At 65.7% G+C, this 16601-nt stretch carries 19 protein-coding genes; 11 read left to right on the top strand and 8 right to left on the bottom strand.

What is annotated here, in order from left to right; genetic code table 11:
* The first annotated feature begins 235 nt into the window (after window positions 1-235).
* Both AC1DDA_RS10685 and AC1DDA_RS10680 read left to right on the top strand, forming a co-directional pair.
* Window positions 236-727, top strand: a complete 492-nt coding sequence (locus AC1DDA_RS10685) for a DUF6949 family protein (protein WP_476795732.1) — start codon at window positions 236-238, stop codon at window positions 725-727.
* Window positions 646-1176, top strand: coding sequence for a gamma carbonic anhydrase family protein (locus tag AC1DDA_RS10680; RefSeq protein ID WP_476795731.1), 531 nt, complete (start codon window positions 646-648; stop codon window positions 1174-1176). Before AC1DDA_RS10685 ends, AC1DDA_RS10680 begins: the two co-directional genes overlap by 82 nt.
* A 177-nt stretch (window positions 1177-1353) precedes the next feature.
* Here the strand turns inward: AC1DDA_RS10680 and AC1DDA_RS10675 are convergent, their stop codons facing one another.
* The 3 genes from AC1DDA_RS10675 to AC1DDA_RS10665 form a co-directional block, all read right to left on the bottom strand.
* Window positions 1354-1989, bottom strand: a complete 636-nt coding sequence (locus tag AC1DDA_RS10675; RefSeq protein WP_476795730.1) for a transglutaminase-like cysteine peptidase — start codon at window positions 1987-1989, stop codon at window positions 1354-1356.
* 402 nt (window positions 1990-2391) lie between these two features.
* On the bottom strand, window positions 2392-3006 hold the full coding sequence (locus AC1DDA_RS10670) for a PilZ domain-containing protein (RefSeq protein WP_441512930.1): 615 nt from the start codon (window positions 3004-3006) through the stop codon (window positions 2392-2394).
* Window positions 3007-3066: 60 nt separating this feature from the next.
* Entirely contained in the window at window positions 3067-3636 is a 570-nt protein-coding gene (locus tag AC1DDA_RS10665; protein WP_441512929.1) for a PAS domain-containing protein, read from the bottom strand.
* Between the two features lie 408 nt (window positions 3637-4044).
* Here AC1DDA_RS10665 and AC1DDA_RS10660 point away from each other — a divergent pair, with 408 nt between their 5' ends.
* Complete coding sequence (locus AC1DDA_RS10660) at window positions 4045-4857, top strand: rhomboid family intramembrane serine protease (RefSeq protein WP_441512928.1); 813 nt, start codon at window positions 4045-4047, stop codon at window positions 4855-4857.
* 196 nt (window positions 4858-5053) lie between these two features.
* Window positions 5054-5485, top strand: a complete 432-nt coding sequence (locus AC1DDA_RS10655) for a CBS domain-containing protein (RefSeq protein WP_441512927.1) — start codon at window positions 5054-5056, stop codon at window positions 5483-5485.
* 125 nt (window positions 5486-5610) lie between these two features.
* Here the strand turns inward: AC1DDA_RS10655 and AC1DDA_RS10650 are convergent, their stop codons facing one another.
* The 3 genes from AC1DDA_RS10650 to folE all read right to left on the bottom strand — a co-directional run bounded on the left by AC1DDA_RS10650 (window position 5611) and on the right by folE (window position 7915).
* On the bottom strand, window positions 5611-6582 hold the full coding sequence (locus AC1DDA_RS10650; protein WP_441512926.1) for a patatin-like phospholipase family protein: 972 nt from the start codon (window positions 6580-6582) through the stop codon (window positions 5611-5613).
* A gap of 204 nt (window positions 6583-6786) precedes the next feature.
* On the bottom strand, window positions 6787-7194 hold the full coding sequence (gene hisI / locus AC1DDA_RS10645; RefSeq protein ID WP_476795729.1) for a phosphoribosyl-AMP cyclohydrolase: 408 nt from the start codon (window positions 7192-7194) through the stop codon (window positions 6787-6789).
* A gap of 76 nt (window positions 7195-7270) precedes the next feature.
* Window positions 7271-7915 (bottom strand): GTP cyclohydrolase I FolE, encoded by a 645-nt coding sequence (gene folE, locus AC1DDA_RS10640; protein WP_476779276.1) that lies wholly within the window; start codon window positions 7913-7915, stop codon window positions 7271-7273.
* 191 nt (window positions 7916-8106) lie between these two features.
* On the opposite strand from folE, the gene AC1DDA_RS10635 reads away from it, so the two are divergent.
* Window positions 8107-8553, top strand: a complete 447-nt coding sequence (locus AC1DDA_RS10635) for an iron-sulfur cluster assembly scaffold protein (RefSeq protein ID WP_476779277.1) — start codon at window positions 8107-8109, stop codon at window positions 8551-8553.
* Here the strand turns inward: AC1DDA_RS10635 and AC1DDA_RS10630 are convergent, their stop codons facing one another.
* Complete coding sequence (locus AC1DDA_RS10630; protein ID WP_476795728.1) at window positions 8554-9312, bottom strand: phosphatase PAP2 family protein; 759 nt, start codon at window positions 9310-9312, stop codon at window positions 8554-8556.
* A 139-nt stretch (window positions 9313-9451) separates the two neighbouring features.
* Between AC1DDA_RS10630 and yidD the strand changes: the two genes are divergently transcribed.
* The gene (gene yidD / locus AC1DDA_RS10625) at window positions 9452-9799 is read left to right on the top strand and encodes a membrane protein insertion efficiency factor YidD (RefSeq protein ID WP_476796185.1); all 348 of its coding nucleotides are present in this window, start codon (window positions 9452-9454) and stop codon (window positions 9797-9799) included.
* On the opposite strand, the gene AC1DDA_RS10620 is transcribed toward yidD, so the two are convergent.
* Window positions 9762-9995 (bottom strand): hypothetical protein, encoded by a 234-nt coding sequence (locus AC1DDA_RS10620; protein WP_476795727.1) that lies wholly within the window; start codon window positions 9993-9995, stop codon window positions 9762-9764. The two genes, yidD and AC1DDA_RS10620, sit on opposite strands and share 38 nt — an antisense overlap.
* 243 nt (window positions 9996-10238) lie before the next feature.
* Here AC1DDA_RS10620 and thrS point away from each other — a divergent pair, with 243 nt between their 5' ends.
* The 5 genes from thrS (at window position 10239) to AC1DDA_RS10595 (ending at window position 16588) form a co-directional block, all read left to right on the top strand.
* A complete protein-coding gene (thrS, locus tag AC1DDA_RS10615; RefSeq protein WP_476795726.1) occupies window positions 10239-12236 on the top strand; it encodes a threonine--tRNA ligase in 1998 nt (665 codons plus the stop codon).
* Between the two features lie 151 nt (window positions 12237-12387).
* Complete coding sequence (locus AC1DDA_RS10610) at window positions 12388-13680, top strand: DUF2157 domain-containing protein (protein WP_476795725.1); 1293 nt, start codon at window positions 12388-12390, stop codon at window positions 13678-13680.
* A complete protein-coding gene (locus tag AC1DDA_RS10605) occupies window positions 13677-14297 on the top strand; it encodes a GDYXXLXY domain-containing protein (RefSeq protein WP_441512918.1) in 621 nt (206 codons plus the stop codon). The genes AC1DDA_RS10610 and AC1DDA_RS10605 overlap by 4 nt, the downstream gene beginning before the upstream one ends.
* Before the next feature lie 315 nt (window positions 14298-14612).
* A complete protein-coding gene (locus AC1DDA_RS10600) occupies window positions 14613-15839 on the top strand; it encodes an OpgC family protein (RefSeq protein ID WP_476795724.1) in 1227 nt (408 codons plus the stop codon).
* A gap of 23 nt (window positions 15840-15862) precedes the next feature.
* Window positions 15863-16588: an SGNH/GDSL hydrolase family protein gene (locus AC1DDA_RS10595; protein WP_476795723.1), complete on the top strand. Its 726-nt coding sequence runs from the start codon at window positions 15863-15865 to the stop codon at window positions 16586-16588.
* Window positions 16589-16601: the final 13 nt, after the last annotated feature.

Here is a 16601-nt window from a genome sequence, read left to right as displayed (position 1 = left end):
TCTTCGCCCGATCTCCCGGATCGGCTCGGCATCACTGAATCACCGCCGGCTTAACGGGGCGTAAACCATAACCGGGGCGCTATCGTTAACCATCGGTAAAGACTTGTCTTCACAGTCCGTAAACCATGCGGCAGGCTCTCGAGCGTCGTTCCGGGGAAGAGCCGCGCTTCGTGACCATCCAGCCTGCCGCGCTCGAAGCGCTCCAGTCGCTTTTGATCGGCTTCGCCTTCGCGGGGTGCTGGCCAGTGCGTTCGAGCTGTTCACCGCGCAGCGTGCCGATTTCAAACTGCTTGAGATGGGAGGGCTCGCCGCCGTCGCTAGCGTGCCGGTCGTGGTCTTCAGCGCGCCCTTCCTGATCCTGCGCAATACCGTGCGCGGCCGGCAGATCGAGGGGCGGCCCTTCATGTTCGTGATGCTGGCCAGCATGACGGCGGCCGTCTGGGGCATCGTCCGGCCGCGTGGTGCTCGATCTCCTGCACATGCTCGGCGCTTGACGGCGAGGGGGCGCCTGCAAAACGCGGGTGGCCGGTCGCATCGGACCCAAGGGCGGAATGCGCTTTTCGAAAAATCCGATGTAATAACCATTGCACAGATCGTCGTTGCCGCGTCCGCCAGGCCGCGCCGCGATCCGAGAGGATATCGCTCATGCCGCTCTACGCGCTTGATGGAACAAGACCCGACGTGCCGGGCGAGGGTGCCTGGTGGCTGGCGCCCGATGCTCACGTGATCGGACGCGTAAGGCTGGCCGGTGACGTCGGGATCTGGTTCGGCGCCGTGCTGCGCGGCGACAATGAATGGATCACGATCGGCCAGGGCAGCAACATCCAGGAAGGCTGCGTACTGCACACCGATATGGGCTTTCCGCTGACCGTGGGAGCCAACTGCACGATCGGCCATCGCGCCATCCTGCATGGCTGCACGATCGGCGAGAACAGCCTCGTGGGCATGGGCGCCACCGTGCTGAACGGGGCGAAGATCGGCCGCAATTGCCTGGTCGGCGCCAATGCGCTGGTGACCGAGGGCAAGGAGTTTCCCGATAATTCGCTCATCGTCGGCGCGCCGGCGCGGGCGGTGCGGACGCTAGACGACAAGGCGGCGGCCGGGATCACCGCTTCGGCGCAGGCTTACGTGCGGCGCTGGCAGCAATTCGCAGCAGGGCTCGAAAGCCTGGATTGACGCGCGCCGGGCGATCGCCACGACGTCACGGCTCGTCCTTGAAAAGAAGCGGGCCGGCCTTCCGGGGAGGAAAGCCGGCCCTGGCGAAACCCGATCCTTGGGGACGGGTGGGTGGGGGACGTGACCGAGCCTCGCCGTCCTCTTACCGCGACATCATCCTGGTCGCGGGAATCTTCATCAACGCTGCACCGAAGCGACCGTCGGAGTCTGAGCGCCGCCGAGCGAGGTCCAGCCCGTGCGGTACTGCGACTCGCGCTTGACGTAGACGTAGCCGGTCTGGCTCCAGGGCAGGATCGCGTTGCGCTTGTTGTCGAGCACGAAGTCGCCGCGGTCGGTGCGGATCATCAGCACGGCGTGGCCGGCATTCTCCTCGTCGATCACGACGGTTATGAGCATCGCGCGGCGCGGCAGCCCAGCCTCGGCAAGGCGCTTGCGCTTCAGCAGCGCGTAGTCCTCGCAATCGCCCTTGCCATCGGTGGGGATATCCCAGCGGTCGACGACGCCCCAATGTTCGTCGTCGGTGACGGCCTCGATCTCTCGATTGACGCTGTTGTTGGTGGCGACGATCGTCTTCCACAGCTTGGCGTTCAGCTCGATGCGCTCCGGCTCGCGGGTGTCGGTGCGGCATTCGGACGGGGTGCGCTTGCAGAAATCCGTCCAGGCATAGGGCGCGCGGGCATCGCCAGAGGCTTCGGCCGGAAGGCTCGCGACCGGGATGCCGACCGAGCCCTGAGCATTCGCTGCGGTTGCTCCACCGAGCGTGACCAGAGCGGCCAGTGCGGTACCAATCAGATTGCGATGAATTGAGGGCATGTCGTCCCCTTTCTGTCCCGGGGCTGACGATGCGTGCTGGCAAATGGATCCTGGCTGAAATGGAAACGTACAAATTTATGTATTCGGCCGAGCGGCGAGCGAAGAATAGATCAGCATCAATCTTGGTCGAACGAGGAAGTAACGATTCGTATCAATCGCACAACGAGATTTTAACCATTAATTCTTCGTTGTTCGGTAGTGCGCCGTTAACTTACGTATCCCTTAATCGCGGCAAGCGCCGTCGGACCGGCGCTCCGGTGCGCGAGTGGCGTGCGCTTGGCCGCGAGGTTGCTGCGGCATTGGCGATTCACTTGAGGTCGGAGCGCGGCGCGACGCAGCCGTGCGGGGATGCCGATTCAGGCGCTCAGGCAGTTTGCGCGGCGTGGCCGGCCGGGCCGGCTTTCAGAGCTCGAGGTTTTCGTCGAGCAGATCGGCGGAGAGCGGGAAGCGGAATTCCGCTGCGTAGCCGCCGTCGAATCGGCGCACGATCCGCGCCGGGGTCGAGCCGATCCGCACCGGCGTATTGATCGGCAGATCGAGATCGCTCGAAAAGGCGGCGCCGGAGAGCGAGATGTCGACGATGCGGACGACGAATTCCAGACCGTCCTCCATCATCAGAATGGAGCGCGGGTTGCGCGGCACAACACGCTCATGCCGGCGATCTTCCGGAAGGCCGAGTTCCTCGCGGTTGGCGAGCCAGGTGAGCTGGGCCGTGAACTTCTCGCGCTTGCGGCTTGTCGCGGTGACGGTCATCGCGAAGCCTTCCATCGTCGTCCGGACGCAGGTGCCCTCGATCCGTCCGAGATGTTCGAGATAGGCGATCACGCGGTCGCCGGGCTTGGCCTTGGCGGGAGCGGCGAGGTGGACGCCGCCCGGCGAGATATCGATCGTCTGGCAGGGATATTCCATGCGGTTGGGCAGCATATAGCGGCCCAGCAGCACGACCTTCATACGGTGATGCCGCCTGCGTTCAGCAGGAATGGCAGCCGTTCGGGGCGTGTGGAGCGCGCTCAGCATCAATGACCGACCTGGATTCGGGCGGATCGTAGGCGCGGTCTGGTTAACGGATCGTTCCGATCACGCCCGCCCGCCGGGCAGGACGACCAGACGCGGCGGTTCCGCCCGGCGCGGCGTTGCGGCCGGACGCGAGGTGGCGGCGGGCCAGAGCATCCGCAGCGAGATCATGCGCATCGACTCGACGGTGTCGAGACCGAGCCAGTCCGGTGAGACCGCGGGTGAAAGGGCTCCGAGGATGCGGGCATGGGTGCGGCCGCGATAGCGCAGCGGCAGCAGCAGCAACTCCAGATAGATCGGCGCGCCGGACCTGGTCTCCCCGGACAGGCCGGCGACCGCGCCTGCGCTTTCGTCCATCACCGTCTGGACGAGGCGGCGCATGTCGCCTTGCGATTCGACATCCGGCCAGAGTGCCGTGAAAGCCCGTCCGCGCAGCTCGTGGCCGATCAAGGCGCACAGGCGCGTTCCCGCCAGCCGGAAGACAGGGCCGATGGGTTCGTTCTCCAGCACGAAGGTATCGGCCAGCGCATGACGCAACGCTCCGGGCTCGATCTCGCCGCGCTCCGGCGCGGCCCGTTCGCCACGCAGCGCGTCCCAATACTCGAAAACCAGACGTGTGCTTGTGTTTTTCATCCTGCGCCCATGCTGCCGGCTGCGTCCCCCCGGAACAGTGCGGCGACCGAGATTGGCGCAGAACCGTTCGAAAGAGGGACGAATCGCTTCCCCTGAGAACCGAGGACGCATTCGTCATGCCGTCTTGCCACTGTCGTCCGAGTCGGGGGAGGCAGGCGGGGACGTTAGGGTTAACCAAATCTTGCCTTTGTGGAAGATCGCTAAAATGCGTATAAAATGCCACGGAATTCGCGGGCATTCAGCGTGTTCGCAACGCGAGGTGGAGGGGGCGTGACCTTGCCGGCCGGTGCAACCGGGCGGCGTCACAGCCGGCGGAAAAGGGGAGGGCGCGAGCCACTCCCCTTTTTCGTTGCATCATGCGCAGCCGGTGCTTGCGCGACATGGACGCTTCGGCAAGTGTGACGCCGCATGGCTTTTCAAGATCCTCCCCGGCCGGCGCGTGAGCCGGCGTTCAACCTGCCCCCGGCCGTCGTCTGGCTGCTCGCCGCTCTGACGCTGATCCAGGCGGGGCGTTCGCTGCTGTCCGACTATGACGATTACATCCTGATGTCGTGGCTGGCCTTCGTGCCGGCGCGGCTGACGTTGTGGCTGTCGCCCGGGCGGCTGGAGGACGTGGTCGGCGCGATGGCGCAATCCACGGCGGGGCAGGATGTGGTCGAGCGGCTGCAACTGGTGCGGCTGCTGCTCGCCGATGGCGGCGTCAGGCTCTGGACTTTGCTGACCTACGGGTTTCTGCATGGCTCCTGGCTGCACCTGATATCGAATGCGGTCTGGCTTGCGGCGTTCGGCAGCCCGGTGGCGCGGCGGCTCGGCACGAACCGCTTTCTCAATCTGATGGCGCTTTCGACGATCGGTGGGGCGCTGTTTCACTGGTGGTCGCGCGATCTCGACGTCCTGCCGCTGGTCGGCGCGTCGGCCGGCGTTTCCGGGGCCACCGCCGCAGCAATCCGCTTCGTCTTCGCTCCAGGCCTGCGCTTCGGCGAATTGGGCAATGACGAGGTGGTGCGTGCGATCCCTGCCGAACCGCTCGGCGAGCTCTGGCGCAATTCCCGTGCGCTGCTGTTCATCGCCATCTGGTTCGCGACGAATATCCTGTTCGGGGCCGGGCTGGTGCCGATCCTCGGCGAGGAGACGAGCATCGCCTGGGAGGCCCATATCGGTGGTTTCGTCGTCGGGCTGCTGCTGTTTCCACTGCTCGACCGCGGCACGCTGAGGCGCTGAGCGGCGGCTTTCGATCGGGGAGGGAAGGCGGTCGGCGAAGGCCTGGCGAGCCTTGCTTGCGCCGGGCTCTTCCCGCACACTCGTATCATTGCGAAGCACTCTTCGAGCCGATCCGGCATCGCGAGGTTGGCGGCGGCTCGAGGGGTTCCAGCGGAACTGCGCGCCGGCGATGGCGCGCCTGCGAGGAGGGACTTCCATGAATGTCGAGAAGCTGCTGAGCGACAAGGGGCGCGAGGTCATTTCGGTGCAGCCGCACCGCACTCTGGCCGAGGCGATCCGCACGCTGAGCGAAAAGCGCATCGGTGCCGTGGTCGTCATGGGGTCGGACGGAGCGCTTGTCGGAATCCTGTCCGAGCGCGACATCATCCGCGCATTGGGCGAGCATGGTGCCACGGCATTGGAGAGCGCGGTCTCGCGGTCGATGACCTCAAAGGTCGTGACCTGCCGGCCGCAGACCAGCGTCGACGAGTTGATGGAGATCATGACGATGGGCCGCTTCCGCCATGTTCCGGTCGTCGAGAACGGGCGAGTGACCGGCATCGTTTCGATCGGCGACGTGGTGAAGCATCGCGTCGCAGCGATCGAGGCCGAAAGCCAGGCGATGCGCGACTATATTGCGATGGCCTGACGGGTATCGCATCGAACCGAAAAGCGGATGCCGCCTTTCGGGAAAACCCGATGCCAAACCGGGAGGATAGATCGCCACTTTGCGCCCGGTTGGAAACGTGGCGACCCAGCGCGCCCGGCTCGGTTTTAGGGCGCGATATGGTTGGCGGCCACGAGGGCGGCGATATCGTCGAGCACGCGCTGCGCCGCCTGCCGCCCCAACTCGATCGTTTCTTCGGCCCGGTGGAAATCGAACAGGCCGATGCGGCCGAGCTTCGGGCCGATCATGACGTCCGGCGGATCGCCGGCGAGACGCGAGCGCGAGATGCGATCCTGCGTGATGTTGAAGGCATCGATCATCACGCCGGCCAGGCCGGGACGGTTCTCGGCCGGGCGGCCGACGATGTTGCGGACGCGCTTGGCCGCGCCGCTGATGCCGTCAAACCAGCGTGGCTCGGGGCGGATCTCCAACTCCGGGACGAGCGGATCGGGGTCCGAGCCGTGGTTCTGGATGATCGTGCCGCGGCCTGAAAGGTCGTTGTTGAGGTTGACGCAGATCACGATGTCGGCGCCGAGCGCCCGGGCCGCCGTGACCGGCACCGGATTGACCAGCGCGCCGTCCATCAACCAGCGGCCGCCGAGCTTCACCGGGTCGAACACGCCAGGCAGGGCATAGGAGGCGCTCAGCGCCTCGACCAGTGGACCGTGCCTCAGCCAGATCTCGTGGCCGGATCCGAGTTCGGTCGCGATAGCGACGAAGCGATTCGACAATTCCTCGATGCGGATGCCGTCGAGATGCTGGTCGAGCAGGCGTTTCAGCCGTCCGCCAGCGATCAGGCCGGCGCCGCCGATATGGAAATCCATCAGGCCGACGATACGGCGCTTGGTCAGGCTGGTGACGAATTCCGTCAGCTCCGGCAGTTTTCCGGCGGCGAAACAGCCGCCTACCACCGCTCCAATCGAGGTGCCGGCGATCACATCGGGGGCGAAGCCCGCTTCGATCAGGACTTCGAGGGCTCCGATATGGGCCCAGCCCCGCGCCGCGCCGCCGCCGAGCGCCAGCCCGATCTTCGGCCTGAGGGCCGAGGGCTGGTCTTCGATCGAACGCATTTCGTTCATTGCGGCACCACCTCCGCCGAGACCAAAGGCCCGCCGCGCGGCATCGTCCCAGAACATGGACCCATCCCTCCATATGGACTTAGGGTCTCAGAAGCCGATGAGCGAATGGTGAACGGCATGACAGCCGCCATTATCGTCTGCATTTGACGAAACCGTGAAGGTGCCCCGGCGGCATTGCCGATGCGCATGAGCGTCAAGCTCGCCTCAATCACAGATGAGGAGCGGCTTCTGGGCTCCCTCGCGCAGCGGCTGGAGCCGGTAGAAGCAGGAACAGCGGCCGGTGTGGCAGCAGCCGCCATCGCCGCCGACCTTGACCTTGAGCCAGATCGCATCCTGGTCGCAGTCGACCCGCATCTCGACGATGGTCTGGATCTGGCCGGAGGTGGCGCCCTTGTGCCAGAGCTCCTGGCGCGAGCGGGACCAATACCAGGCCTCGCCGGTCTCGATCGAGCGCTTCAGCGCCTCGGCATTCATATGCGCGACCATCAGCACCGCGCCACTGTCGGCTTCGGTGGCAACGACCGTCACGAGGCCGTTGCCGTCGAAGCGGGGGCTCAGCACCGTGCCCTCCTCGAGGGCGTGCTTGTCGGCCGCGGCGGGGAAGAGGCTCATCTCGGCTCCATCGTGGAAAAGGCGCGTCATCCGACGCGCCTTGTAGGAAACTGGCCGCGTGGCGCCAACCGCCGGGCTACAGCCCAGGCGACTTCACCATCGTGAAGAAGCGGACCTGCTCGGCCGGATCATCGCGGAAGACGCCGCGATACTGCGTCGTCATGGTCGAGGAGCCCTGCTTCTGGACGCCGCGCATCGACATGCACATATGCTCGGCCTCGACGAGGATGGCGATGCCGCGCGGCTCCAGCGCCTCTTCGATCACATCCGCGATCTGGGCGGTCATCGTCTCCTGCGTCTGCAGGCGCCGGGCATAGACGTCGACGATGCGGGCAAGCTTGGAGAGCCCGACCACGCCCTTCGACGGGTAGTAGCCGATATGCGCCTTGCCGACGAAGGGCACCATGTGATGTTCGCAATGCGAATAGAACGGGATGTCGCGCACCAGAATCATATCCTGGTAGCCGTCGACCTCCTCGAAGACGCGGTCGAGGATGTCATGAGGATCCTCTGCATAGCCGCTGTAGAGTTCTCTATAAGCCTTGGCGACGCGCTGCGGCGTCTCGACGAGGCCCTCCCGCGACGGATCGTCGCCGGCCCAGAGAATGAGGGTGCGGACCGCGGCTTCGGCCTCTTCCCGCGTTGGCTTGCGAACCAGAAACTTGTCAGCGGAGGGGCCGACGGCCCCCTCGACGGACAAGGACTTAACCACAGGGATCATGTGGTGCCTCCCGTTGGGACGATGGAGGCCACGCGCCCGGCGGCCAAGCGACCGCGACCGCGACCGCGAGGCCGTTGCGACAAGTTTCACGCCCACTGGCGGAAGAGGTGTCCATGCCCTCCCGTTTTACGGCGATCAACCCTATATTGGATCTCCAGGCCGGTCATTCCAGATCGGCGAGAGATCAAGCCATGCTGGACGACGTCTACAACAAGCGCATCCTCTCGCTAGCCGCCAACATCCCCCTGCTGCAACGCCTGCCGTCTCCGGACGCCACGGCGCGGGCTCATTCGAAGCTATGCGGCTCCACCGTGACAGTCGATGTCACCATGGAGGGCGATGTCGTCACCGGCTTCGGCCATGAGGTAAAGGCCTGCGCGCTCGGACAGGCCTCCTCCTCGATCATGGCACGGCATGTCGTCGGTTCGACGGCGGAGGAGCTGCGCCGGGTGCGCGAGCAGGCCCGCGCCATCCTGAAGGAGAACGCGGAGCCGCCGGAGGGCAAATGGGCCGATCTTGCCGTGCTGGTGCCGGTGCGTGACTTCAAGGCGCGCCATGCCTCGACGATGTTGACCTTCGATGCGGTGGTCGATGCGATCGACCAGATCGAGGCGCGTCGGCGCGAGGCCGCCGCCTGATCACTTCACGCCGAAGGCGACCTTGATCTCCGGAATCGTCTCGTCGAAGCGGGCTTTGAAGGCGCGTTCAGCCAACAGGGCCTTGGCGACGGCGCGCCCGACCTTGTCGCCGGCGACGAGATCGCTTGGGAAATGGAAGCCGCAGATCAGGCGGCTCTCGTCATAGCTCTTCACGCGCTCCTCGAGCTTATCAGCCATCGAAGGGACCGCCGCCTTGAGCAGTTCCGCATAGAGCGCAGCCGTCGCCGCGTGGGAGGAGGGGAAGGAGGTACCCTCCGGGCGCGCGCCGGGGCAGGGCTTGACGCGCACCTTGGACCAGAGCTGGAAGGGGCGCGTGCGGCTCGTCAGGCGGTGGACGCTCTTCAGCAGGATACCGAGCTCGACCTGTGCCTCGCGGAACAGCAGGCGCACCTCGCGGTGGGTGTTGTCGACATAGTTCGTTTCCATGCCGTTCAGGAAGTTGACCAGCCCCTGGCGCTGGTCGGCGATCGCCTGCTTCTCGCGCTCGGGCGTGCGATTGAGCGTCAGCTGCTGCACCTGCTCGAACTCGGTCTTGGCTTCCGGGCTGTTCTGCGCCGGCGGCAGGCCGATGATATGCGCGATGTCGAGCTTGGAGCCATCGAGCCAGAGCAGGTAAGGCCGCTGCTGGGCCGAGGCAGGCGCGGCGAGGCCGAGGCTCAACGCCAGTGCGACACCCGCAAGAGCCTTGCGCAGGTGGACCGGGCGAAGGAGGGCATGGCGAAATCGAGCGGCGCGCATCATGTTTCCGGTGTCGGGCAATCGAAAAAACGGGAATGGAAAGCGGGTTCTGGTGGCGGCTGAACAAAACGAAGCAGACGATCTATTCCAGCGTCTCTTTGTTAAGCAAAGATTTTCGCGCTTGCGAAGGCTTGCGCTTTTGCCGCGCCGTTCTGCACATTTCGCAATACGCGGCTATCAGCTCAGTCTTTCCATGCTGGTCGGGCGCCATTGCCGGCATTGGCCGAGCTGCTCCGCCTATACCGACGAGGCGATCCAGCGCTTCGGCTTGTGGCGCGGCGGCTGGGTAGGCGTTGCGCGGATTTGTCGCTGCAACCCGTGGGGAACGAGCGGCGCCGATATCGTCTGCGAGCAACTGCCGGCGGATGCAAACTGGTATCGGCCGTGGCGGTACGGGCGGTGGCGCGGCACCTATGTGCCTGAAACGGAGAGGCTCGCCGCGCCGGGCCCTACGACTTCCCCTGACGCTGGGCCTGGGCAGCCTTGAGCGCGTCCTTGCAACCATCCGAGAAAGAAGCCTCCTTCCCGCGCATGCAGGCGAGCAGGCGGCCACCGCCGGGCCTGATGCCGGGACAGTTCTTCTCGAAATCCGCCTGGCAGGCAGCGCGCACCGCAGCCTGACCCTGAGCGAGGGCCGGGACCGAAACGGCAAGCAGGAGAGCGGCGAGCGAGATGCGGATCATGGGCGGTCCTTTCCGGATGGGGTTCAGGAGCCTCGAGCCTGATTGCAGCATGTTTGCGGGCGGCTGACCATCGCATGACAAATCGGCAAGCTCGCGGTCTCCGTGATTGCGCGCTGTCGCCCCGTCGTATAGGCGAGGGCCTCTCGCGCGCGCCGAACCGGCTGCGGGCTCGCGCGCTCTTCCGACAGGCAGCCGGCCTTGACTTACGGGGTTCGTATCCCCGAGTGAGCAGGAGCGCGATCGATGACGATCTCCCTGACATTTCCCGACGGCGCCAAGCGCGAGTTTCCCTCCGGCATCACCGGGGTTGATATCGCCAAGGGCATTTCCCCCTCTCTCCTGAAGCGCACCGTCGCCATGACGCTCGACGGCACGGTCGTCGATCTCGCCGACCCGATCGAGCGCGACGCGAAGATCGAGTTCCTGAACCGGGAAGACCCGCGTTCGCTCGAGCTGATCCGGCACGACACCGCGCACGTGCTCGCCGAAGCCGTGCAGGAGCTTTTCCCCGGCACGCAGGTGACGATCGGCCCCGTCATCGAGAACGGCTTCTTCTACGATTTCGCCCGCAACGAGCCCTTCACCCCGGAGGACTTCCCGGCGATCGAGAAGAAGATGCGCGAGATCATCGCGCGCGACAAACCCTTCACCAAGGAAGTCTGGAGCCGCGACAAGGCCAAGGATTTCTTCGCCCAGAAGGGGGAGGCCTACAAGGTCGAACTGGTCGATGCCATTCCAGCGGACCAGACCCTGAAGATGTATGCGCAGGGCGACTGGATCGACCTGTGCCGCGGCCCGCACATGACCTCGGTCGGCAAGGTCGGCAGCGCGTTCAAGCTGATGAAGACGGCCGGAGCCTATTGGCGCGGCGACAGCAACAACGCGATGCTGACCCGTATCTACGGCACCGCCTTCGCCAAGCAGGAAGAACTCGACGCCTATCTCAAGCAGCTTGAGGAGGCCGAGAAGCGCGACCACCGCAAGCTCGGCCGGGAGATGGACCTGTTCCACTTCCAGGAGGAGGGGCCGGGCGTCGTGTTCTGGCACTCCAAGGGCTGGCGGCTCTTCCAGGAGATCATCGCCTATATGCGCCGGCGTCTCGCCGCCGACTATGAGGAGGTGAACGCGCCGCAGATCCTCGACAAGTCGCTCTGGGAGACCTCCGGCCACTGGGGCTGGTACCAGGACAACATGTTCGCGGTGAAATCGGCTGCGGCCTTCGAGAACCCGGCCGATGCCGAGCGCGACCACCGCGTCTTCGCATTGAAGCCGATGAACTGCCCCGGCCACGTCCAGATCTTCAAGCACGGGCTGAAGAGCTATCGCGACCTGCCGATCCGGCTTGCCGAATTCGGCAATGTCCATCGCTACGAGCCATCAGGCGCACTGCATGGGCTGATGCGCGTGCGCGGCTTCACGCAGGACGACGCGCATATCTTCTGCACCGAGGAGCAGCTTGCGGCCGAGTGCATGAAGATCAACGACCTGATCCTCTCGGTCTACGAAGATTTCGGCTTCACCGACGACCTCGTCATCAAGCTCTCGACCCGGCCGGAGAAGCGCGTCGGCTCCGACGCGGTTTGGGACCATGCCGAGGAGGTGATGGGCAGGGTGCTGGAGCAGATCGCAAAGCAATCCGGCAACCGGATCAAGACCGAGATCAATCCGGGCGAGGGCGCCTTCTACGGGCCGAAGTTCGAATATGTGCTGCGCGATGCCATCGGCCGCGACTGGCAGTGCGGCACGACGCAGGTCGACTTCAACCTGCCGGAGCGCTTCGGCGCCTTCTATATCGGTGCCGACGGCGAGAAGAAGCAGCCGGTTATGGTCCATCGCGCCATCTGCGGCTCGCTCGAACGCTTCACCGGCATCCTGATCGAGCACCATGCCGGGCATTTCCCGCTGTGGCTGGCGCCGGAGCAGGTCATCGTCGCGCCGATCACATCGGATGCCGACGGCTATGCCGAGGAGGTCACGATGGCTCTGATGGGTGCGGGGCTGCGCGCCCGCGCCGATCTGCGCAACGAGAAGATCTCGTACAAGGTGCGCGAGCATTCGCTGGCGAAGGTCCCGGTCATCATCGCCGTCGGCAGGCGCGAGGCCGAGGAGAAGACCGTGACGGTCCGCCGCCTCGGCAGCCAGGCGCAGACGATGATGCCGCTGTCGGAAGCGCTCGCCGCGTTGGTGCAGGAGGCATCGGCGCCGGACCTCGCGCGGAAGAAGGCAACCAAGGCGGCGTGACCTGTCCCTCCGTCATGCCCGGGCATGACGGGCAAGAGAGGCTCCCATCCTCTGAGCGATTCTCGGGCCGAAGCCTTGCTTCGCCCGAGAATGACGGTCGCTCAAGCGCACCCCTAGCAAAAGCCGCTGCGTCCATGCCAGATTGCCGGCGATGCTGACGGGTTCCTATCGCAAGCGGCTCGAGGCCGACCTCATCCGCTGGGTCGATGGCGGGCTGCTCAGTGCGGAGAGCGCCGGTGCGATCCGTCGCTCCGTTGCCCGAGAGCATGGCGGCTTCGGCCTGCCGGCACTGCTCGGCTTGCTTGGCGGGTTGCTGATCGCGTCGAGCGTCGCCGCCTTCATCGCGGCAAACTGGGAGGCGATTCCGCGCCTCACCAAGCTCGGCATGATCCTCGCAAGCATCGCGGTCTGCTTCGCACTGGCCTTCCGGCTGGAGCGCGGCGGCTCGGCCCGCGGGAGCGATGCGGCCGTGACCTGCGGCGTGCTGATCTTCGGCGCCGGGGTCGCGCTCGTCGGGCAGATGTACCATCTGCCTGCGGATTGGGCCGGTGGGGCCGTTCTGGTCGCGCTCGGGGCGCTCGCGGCCGCCTTCCTGATGCGGTCGAGCGGAGCTCTCGCCATCGCTTTCGTCGCCATCTGTGCCTGGAGCTTCGGGCGCTGGGAGGAGGCGCGCGGCGGCGCCCATTTCGAATTCTTCATCCTCTATCTGCCGGCGCTCTGGCTGGCGCTGTCGCGCAACAATCGGCTGATCCAGCATCTTGCCGTGCTCGCCGGTGCGTTTTGGATCGGAATGGCGCCCGGCTACTGGCTGTTCTTGCGGTTCGATTATGGATTGCTGGCCTATGGCCTGGCCGTCTCGGCCGCTTACGTCGCGCTGGGCGCGATTGCGCTCGACCGGGGCGGTCCGGGCCTGCTGACGGCCTGCCTGCCATGGGGCCTGTTCGGACTCGTGGTCGTTCTCAACGCCGAGCTGATCCGCATCCTCGACAATGACGAGGCCCGCGCCGGCCATGCCTTCCTCTTCGTGTTCTATGCCTATGCCGTTGCCGTCCCGCTCGGGCTCCTGGCCGGTGTGACGGCCCGCGACCGGCGCTTCACCTGGCCACTGGCGGCTGCGCTGGCGCTGGCGCTGCTGGTGCCGGCGGTGTTCTGGAGCGGCATTGCGACCGGCATGCCCGGCAAGATCGCAGTGGCGAGCCTCATCCTTCTCGCAGCGACGGCCCTTATGGTCGCCGGAGCGGCGGGCGGCATTCGTCGGCTCGTGATGGCGGGCTCAATCCTGTTCGGCATCGCGATCCTGATCCTGCTCTGGCAGACGATCGGCACGCTGCTGGACCAGTCGCTGTTCTTCCTCGTCGCGGGGGCGGCGCTGCTGGCGGTTGCTTCCGGTGCCCGCCGCCTGTTCGCGCGGCTGAACCCGCCTGCCGAGGCGGAGGCCGCATGATGCGTCCGTTCTCGGCCGATGCGATCGCCGCGAAAGTGCCGCTGCTCTGGCGGGCCGTCGCCGCCGCGCTGCTGCTCGGGCTCGCCCTGCTGGCGCTGGTGGAACAGCGGGCGCGCATCCTCCGCAACGGGGCGGAGATCCGGCTGAAAACGGTGCCTGTCGATCCGCGCGATCTCTTCCGCGGCGATTATGTCGTGCTCGCCTATCCGATCAGCATGGTCGAGACGGGGCCGGAGGGCGCGCGGCCCTATCAGCGCGGGGAAAGCGTGTTCGTCACGCTCGGCCGCGACGAGCAAGGCTTCGCGCGTGCGCTCGGCGTTTCGCGCGAATGGCCGAAAGGCAGCGGCGAAGCGGTGGTGATCGCCGGGCGCGTGACGTCGATCGGAGGCTGCGCGATCAATGCCAATGGCGAGACCGATTGCAGCCGAAACGGCAGCCGCCTGCGCATCGCCTATGGGCTAGAGAGCTACTTCGTGCCGCAGGGCGAGGGCAAGGCGATCGAGACCACCGAAAAGGCTCGCATCGAGGTCGTCGCGGCCGTGTCGCCGTCGGGCGAGGCGGCGATCAAGCGCCTGCTGATCGACGGCAAGCAGGTCTATCAGGAGCCGCCCTACTGACGGGCGTGCGGACCGCCAATCAGCGRTTGTGGCCGATTCAAGTGACGATCTGAAAGAGCCGGCGAACGAGCGGATCACGTTGCCGTGTCGTCGAACGCATGTATGCCGCTCGTCTCACCTCCGCCGCAAAGCGGCAGAAAGGTCGCCACACGCGCTTGTGACAACGCGCCGCGTGACGCGACTCCTCTTCAGTTATATGAACGCCAGATGAACAGACTCGACAGGGAATGTTCATGTGAAGGCCCGCCCGCGGGGAACCGCGACCAGTTACCCGCGTTCCGCCCGAGCCTCTCCTCGCTGCTGAAGGACAGCCCCGTGTCGTCCATCCCCTCCTTCAGTCGCTTCCTGCTTCTCGGCCAGCCGGCTGACGGCATGGCGCGCCCTGCCGGCGGGAGGGATGCGCGGATCGACGTGGTGCGCGGACTGGCGCTGCTGATCATCTTCATCAACCACATGCCGGGAAACGTGGTGTCGGCCTATATGCCGCACAGCTACGGCTTCTCCGACGCCGCCGACATCTTCGTCCTGCTGGCCGGCGTCTCGGCGGCCCTGGCCTATGGCGGGGTGATCGAGAAGCGCGGCCTCTCCCTCGCAGCGCTCAAGCTCGGCGGGCGGATCTGGACGCTCTACATCGCGCATATCGCGGTGTTCGTGCTCGTCTGCGGGGTCGTCGCCACCGCGGTCACGCAGACGCAGAACCCGCTCTATATCGAGACGATCAATATCCAGCCCTTCTTCCGCGATACGGGCGAGGCGCTGATCGGCGCGCTGACCTTGACCTATCAGCCTTCCTATCTCGACATCCTGCCGCTCTACATCGTGCTGCTCGCCCTGTTCCCGGCGATCTACTATGCGGTGCGGATCAGCCCGCTGCTGACGCTCGCCATCTCGCTGGCGATCTGGCAGGCCGCGGTCGCCTTAGAGCTCAACCTGCCGAACGGCGGTGCCGGCGTTTGGTTCTTCAACCCCTTCGCCTGGCAGGTCGTCTTCACGGTGGGGATCGTCATCGGCCGGGCGGCGCAGCTCGGCGTCGCCGCGCCGCGGTTGCTGTGGCTCGACGTGGCCGCCGTCGCGTTTCTCGTCTTCGCCTGGGCGGTGAAGATATCGACCGGCAACCCGACGGGCATCGGCGCGTTGAATGATTGGTTCGATTCCGTCCAGCTTGGCTCCGACAAGACCAATCTGGCCTGGACGCGGCTGATGCATATCGGGGCGCTGGCCTGGCTGGCGATCCGCTGGCTGCCTTGCGGTGCGGCGATGGCGAAGCCCGCGCTCGGCCGCGCGCTGGCTTCGGCGGGGCAGAATTCGCTCCATGTGTTCTGTGTCGGGATCGTGCTCTCGATCATCGGCCAGATCGTTCTGGCGGAAACATCCTTCGCACTCAGCGTTCAGTTGCTGATTTGCACTGCGGGCATTAGTATTTTGACAGGGTTAGGGATTTTCCTGTCGTGGTACCACTCGGTCACGAAACGCGGCGCAAGCGCCGAACCTGTCCCGGCCCGTGGCGCGCAGGCGCCGCGGCCCTCCTTGTCTTCGCCCTGAATTCGTCCTCCTTTGCGGCGCCGATGCCGGTGCCAGCCGACACGCGTTGCCGTGCGGATGCGACCAAGGCTGCCTTCCAGCCGACTCTGCCCGCCGCGCGCAAGGCCCTGCAGGAAACCGGCAAGCTGACGATCGTGGCGCTCGGCTCGTCCGCTACAGCCGGTTCCGGAGCCAGCGCCGAGGACAAGAGCTATCCGTCGGTGCTCCAGACCGAGCTCAGACGCCGCCTGCCCGGTGCCGAGGTCAATGTCGTCAACAAGGGCGTCGGCGGCCAGTCGGCCTATGACATGCTGCTGCGCATGCAGGCGGATGTCATCGACGAGAAGCCTGCGATCGTGATCTGGCAGACCGTCATCAACGATGCGATACGCGATATCGGCGGGGAGAAGCTCGCCAAGATCCTGAACAAGGGCATCGGCAAGGTGCGCGCCGCCGGGATCGACATGGTGCTGATGGATCTGCCGTGGCTGCCGCGCGAGGGGCGCTATCCGCATTACGACGATTATCGCGCCGTCCTGATGAGGACGGCCCAGGAGCAGGGCATCTCGCTCTTCCCGCGCTACGCGCTGATGAAGGGCTGGTCGAACTCGCGGCAATTCACGCCTGAGGAACTGGTCGGGATGGACGGGTTGCATCTGGTCGATGCCGGCTATCGCTGCCTGGGCCTGCGCCTTGCCGACGGGATCGTCTCCGGCATCGGCAATGTCCGGATCGAGACGGCAGGCCGCGAGACGAAGCCGGTGAACTGAGCTCCGTTGGGGG

This window comes from Allobosea sp. 10N428, from assembly GCF_056394545.1.
The sequence above is the reverse complement of the archived record's forward strand: the minus strand, read 5'-3'. Positions and strand labels throughout refer to the sequence as shown.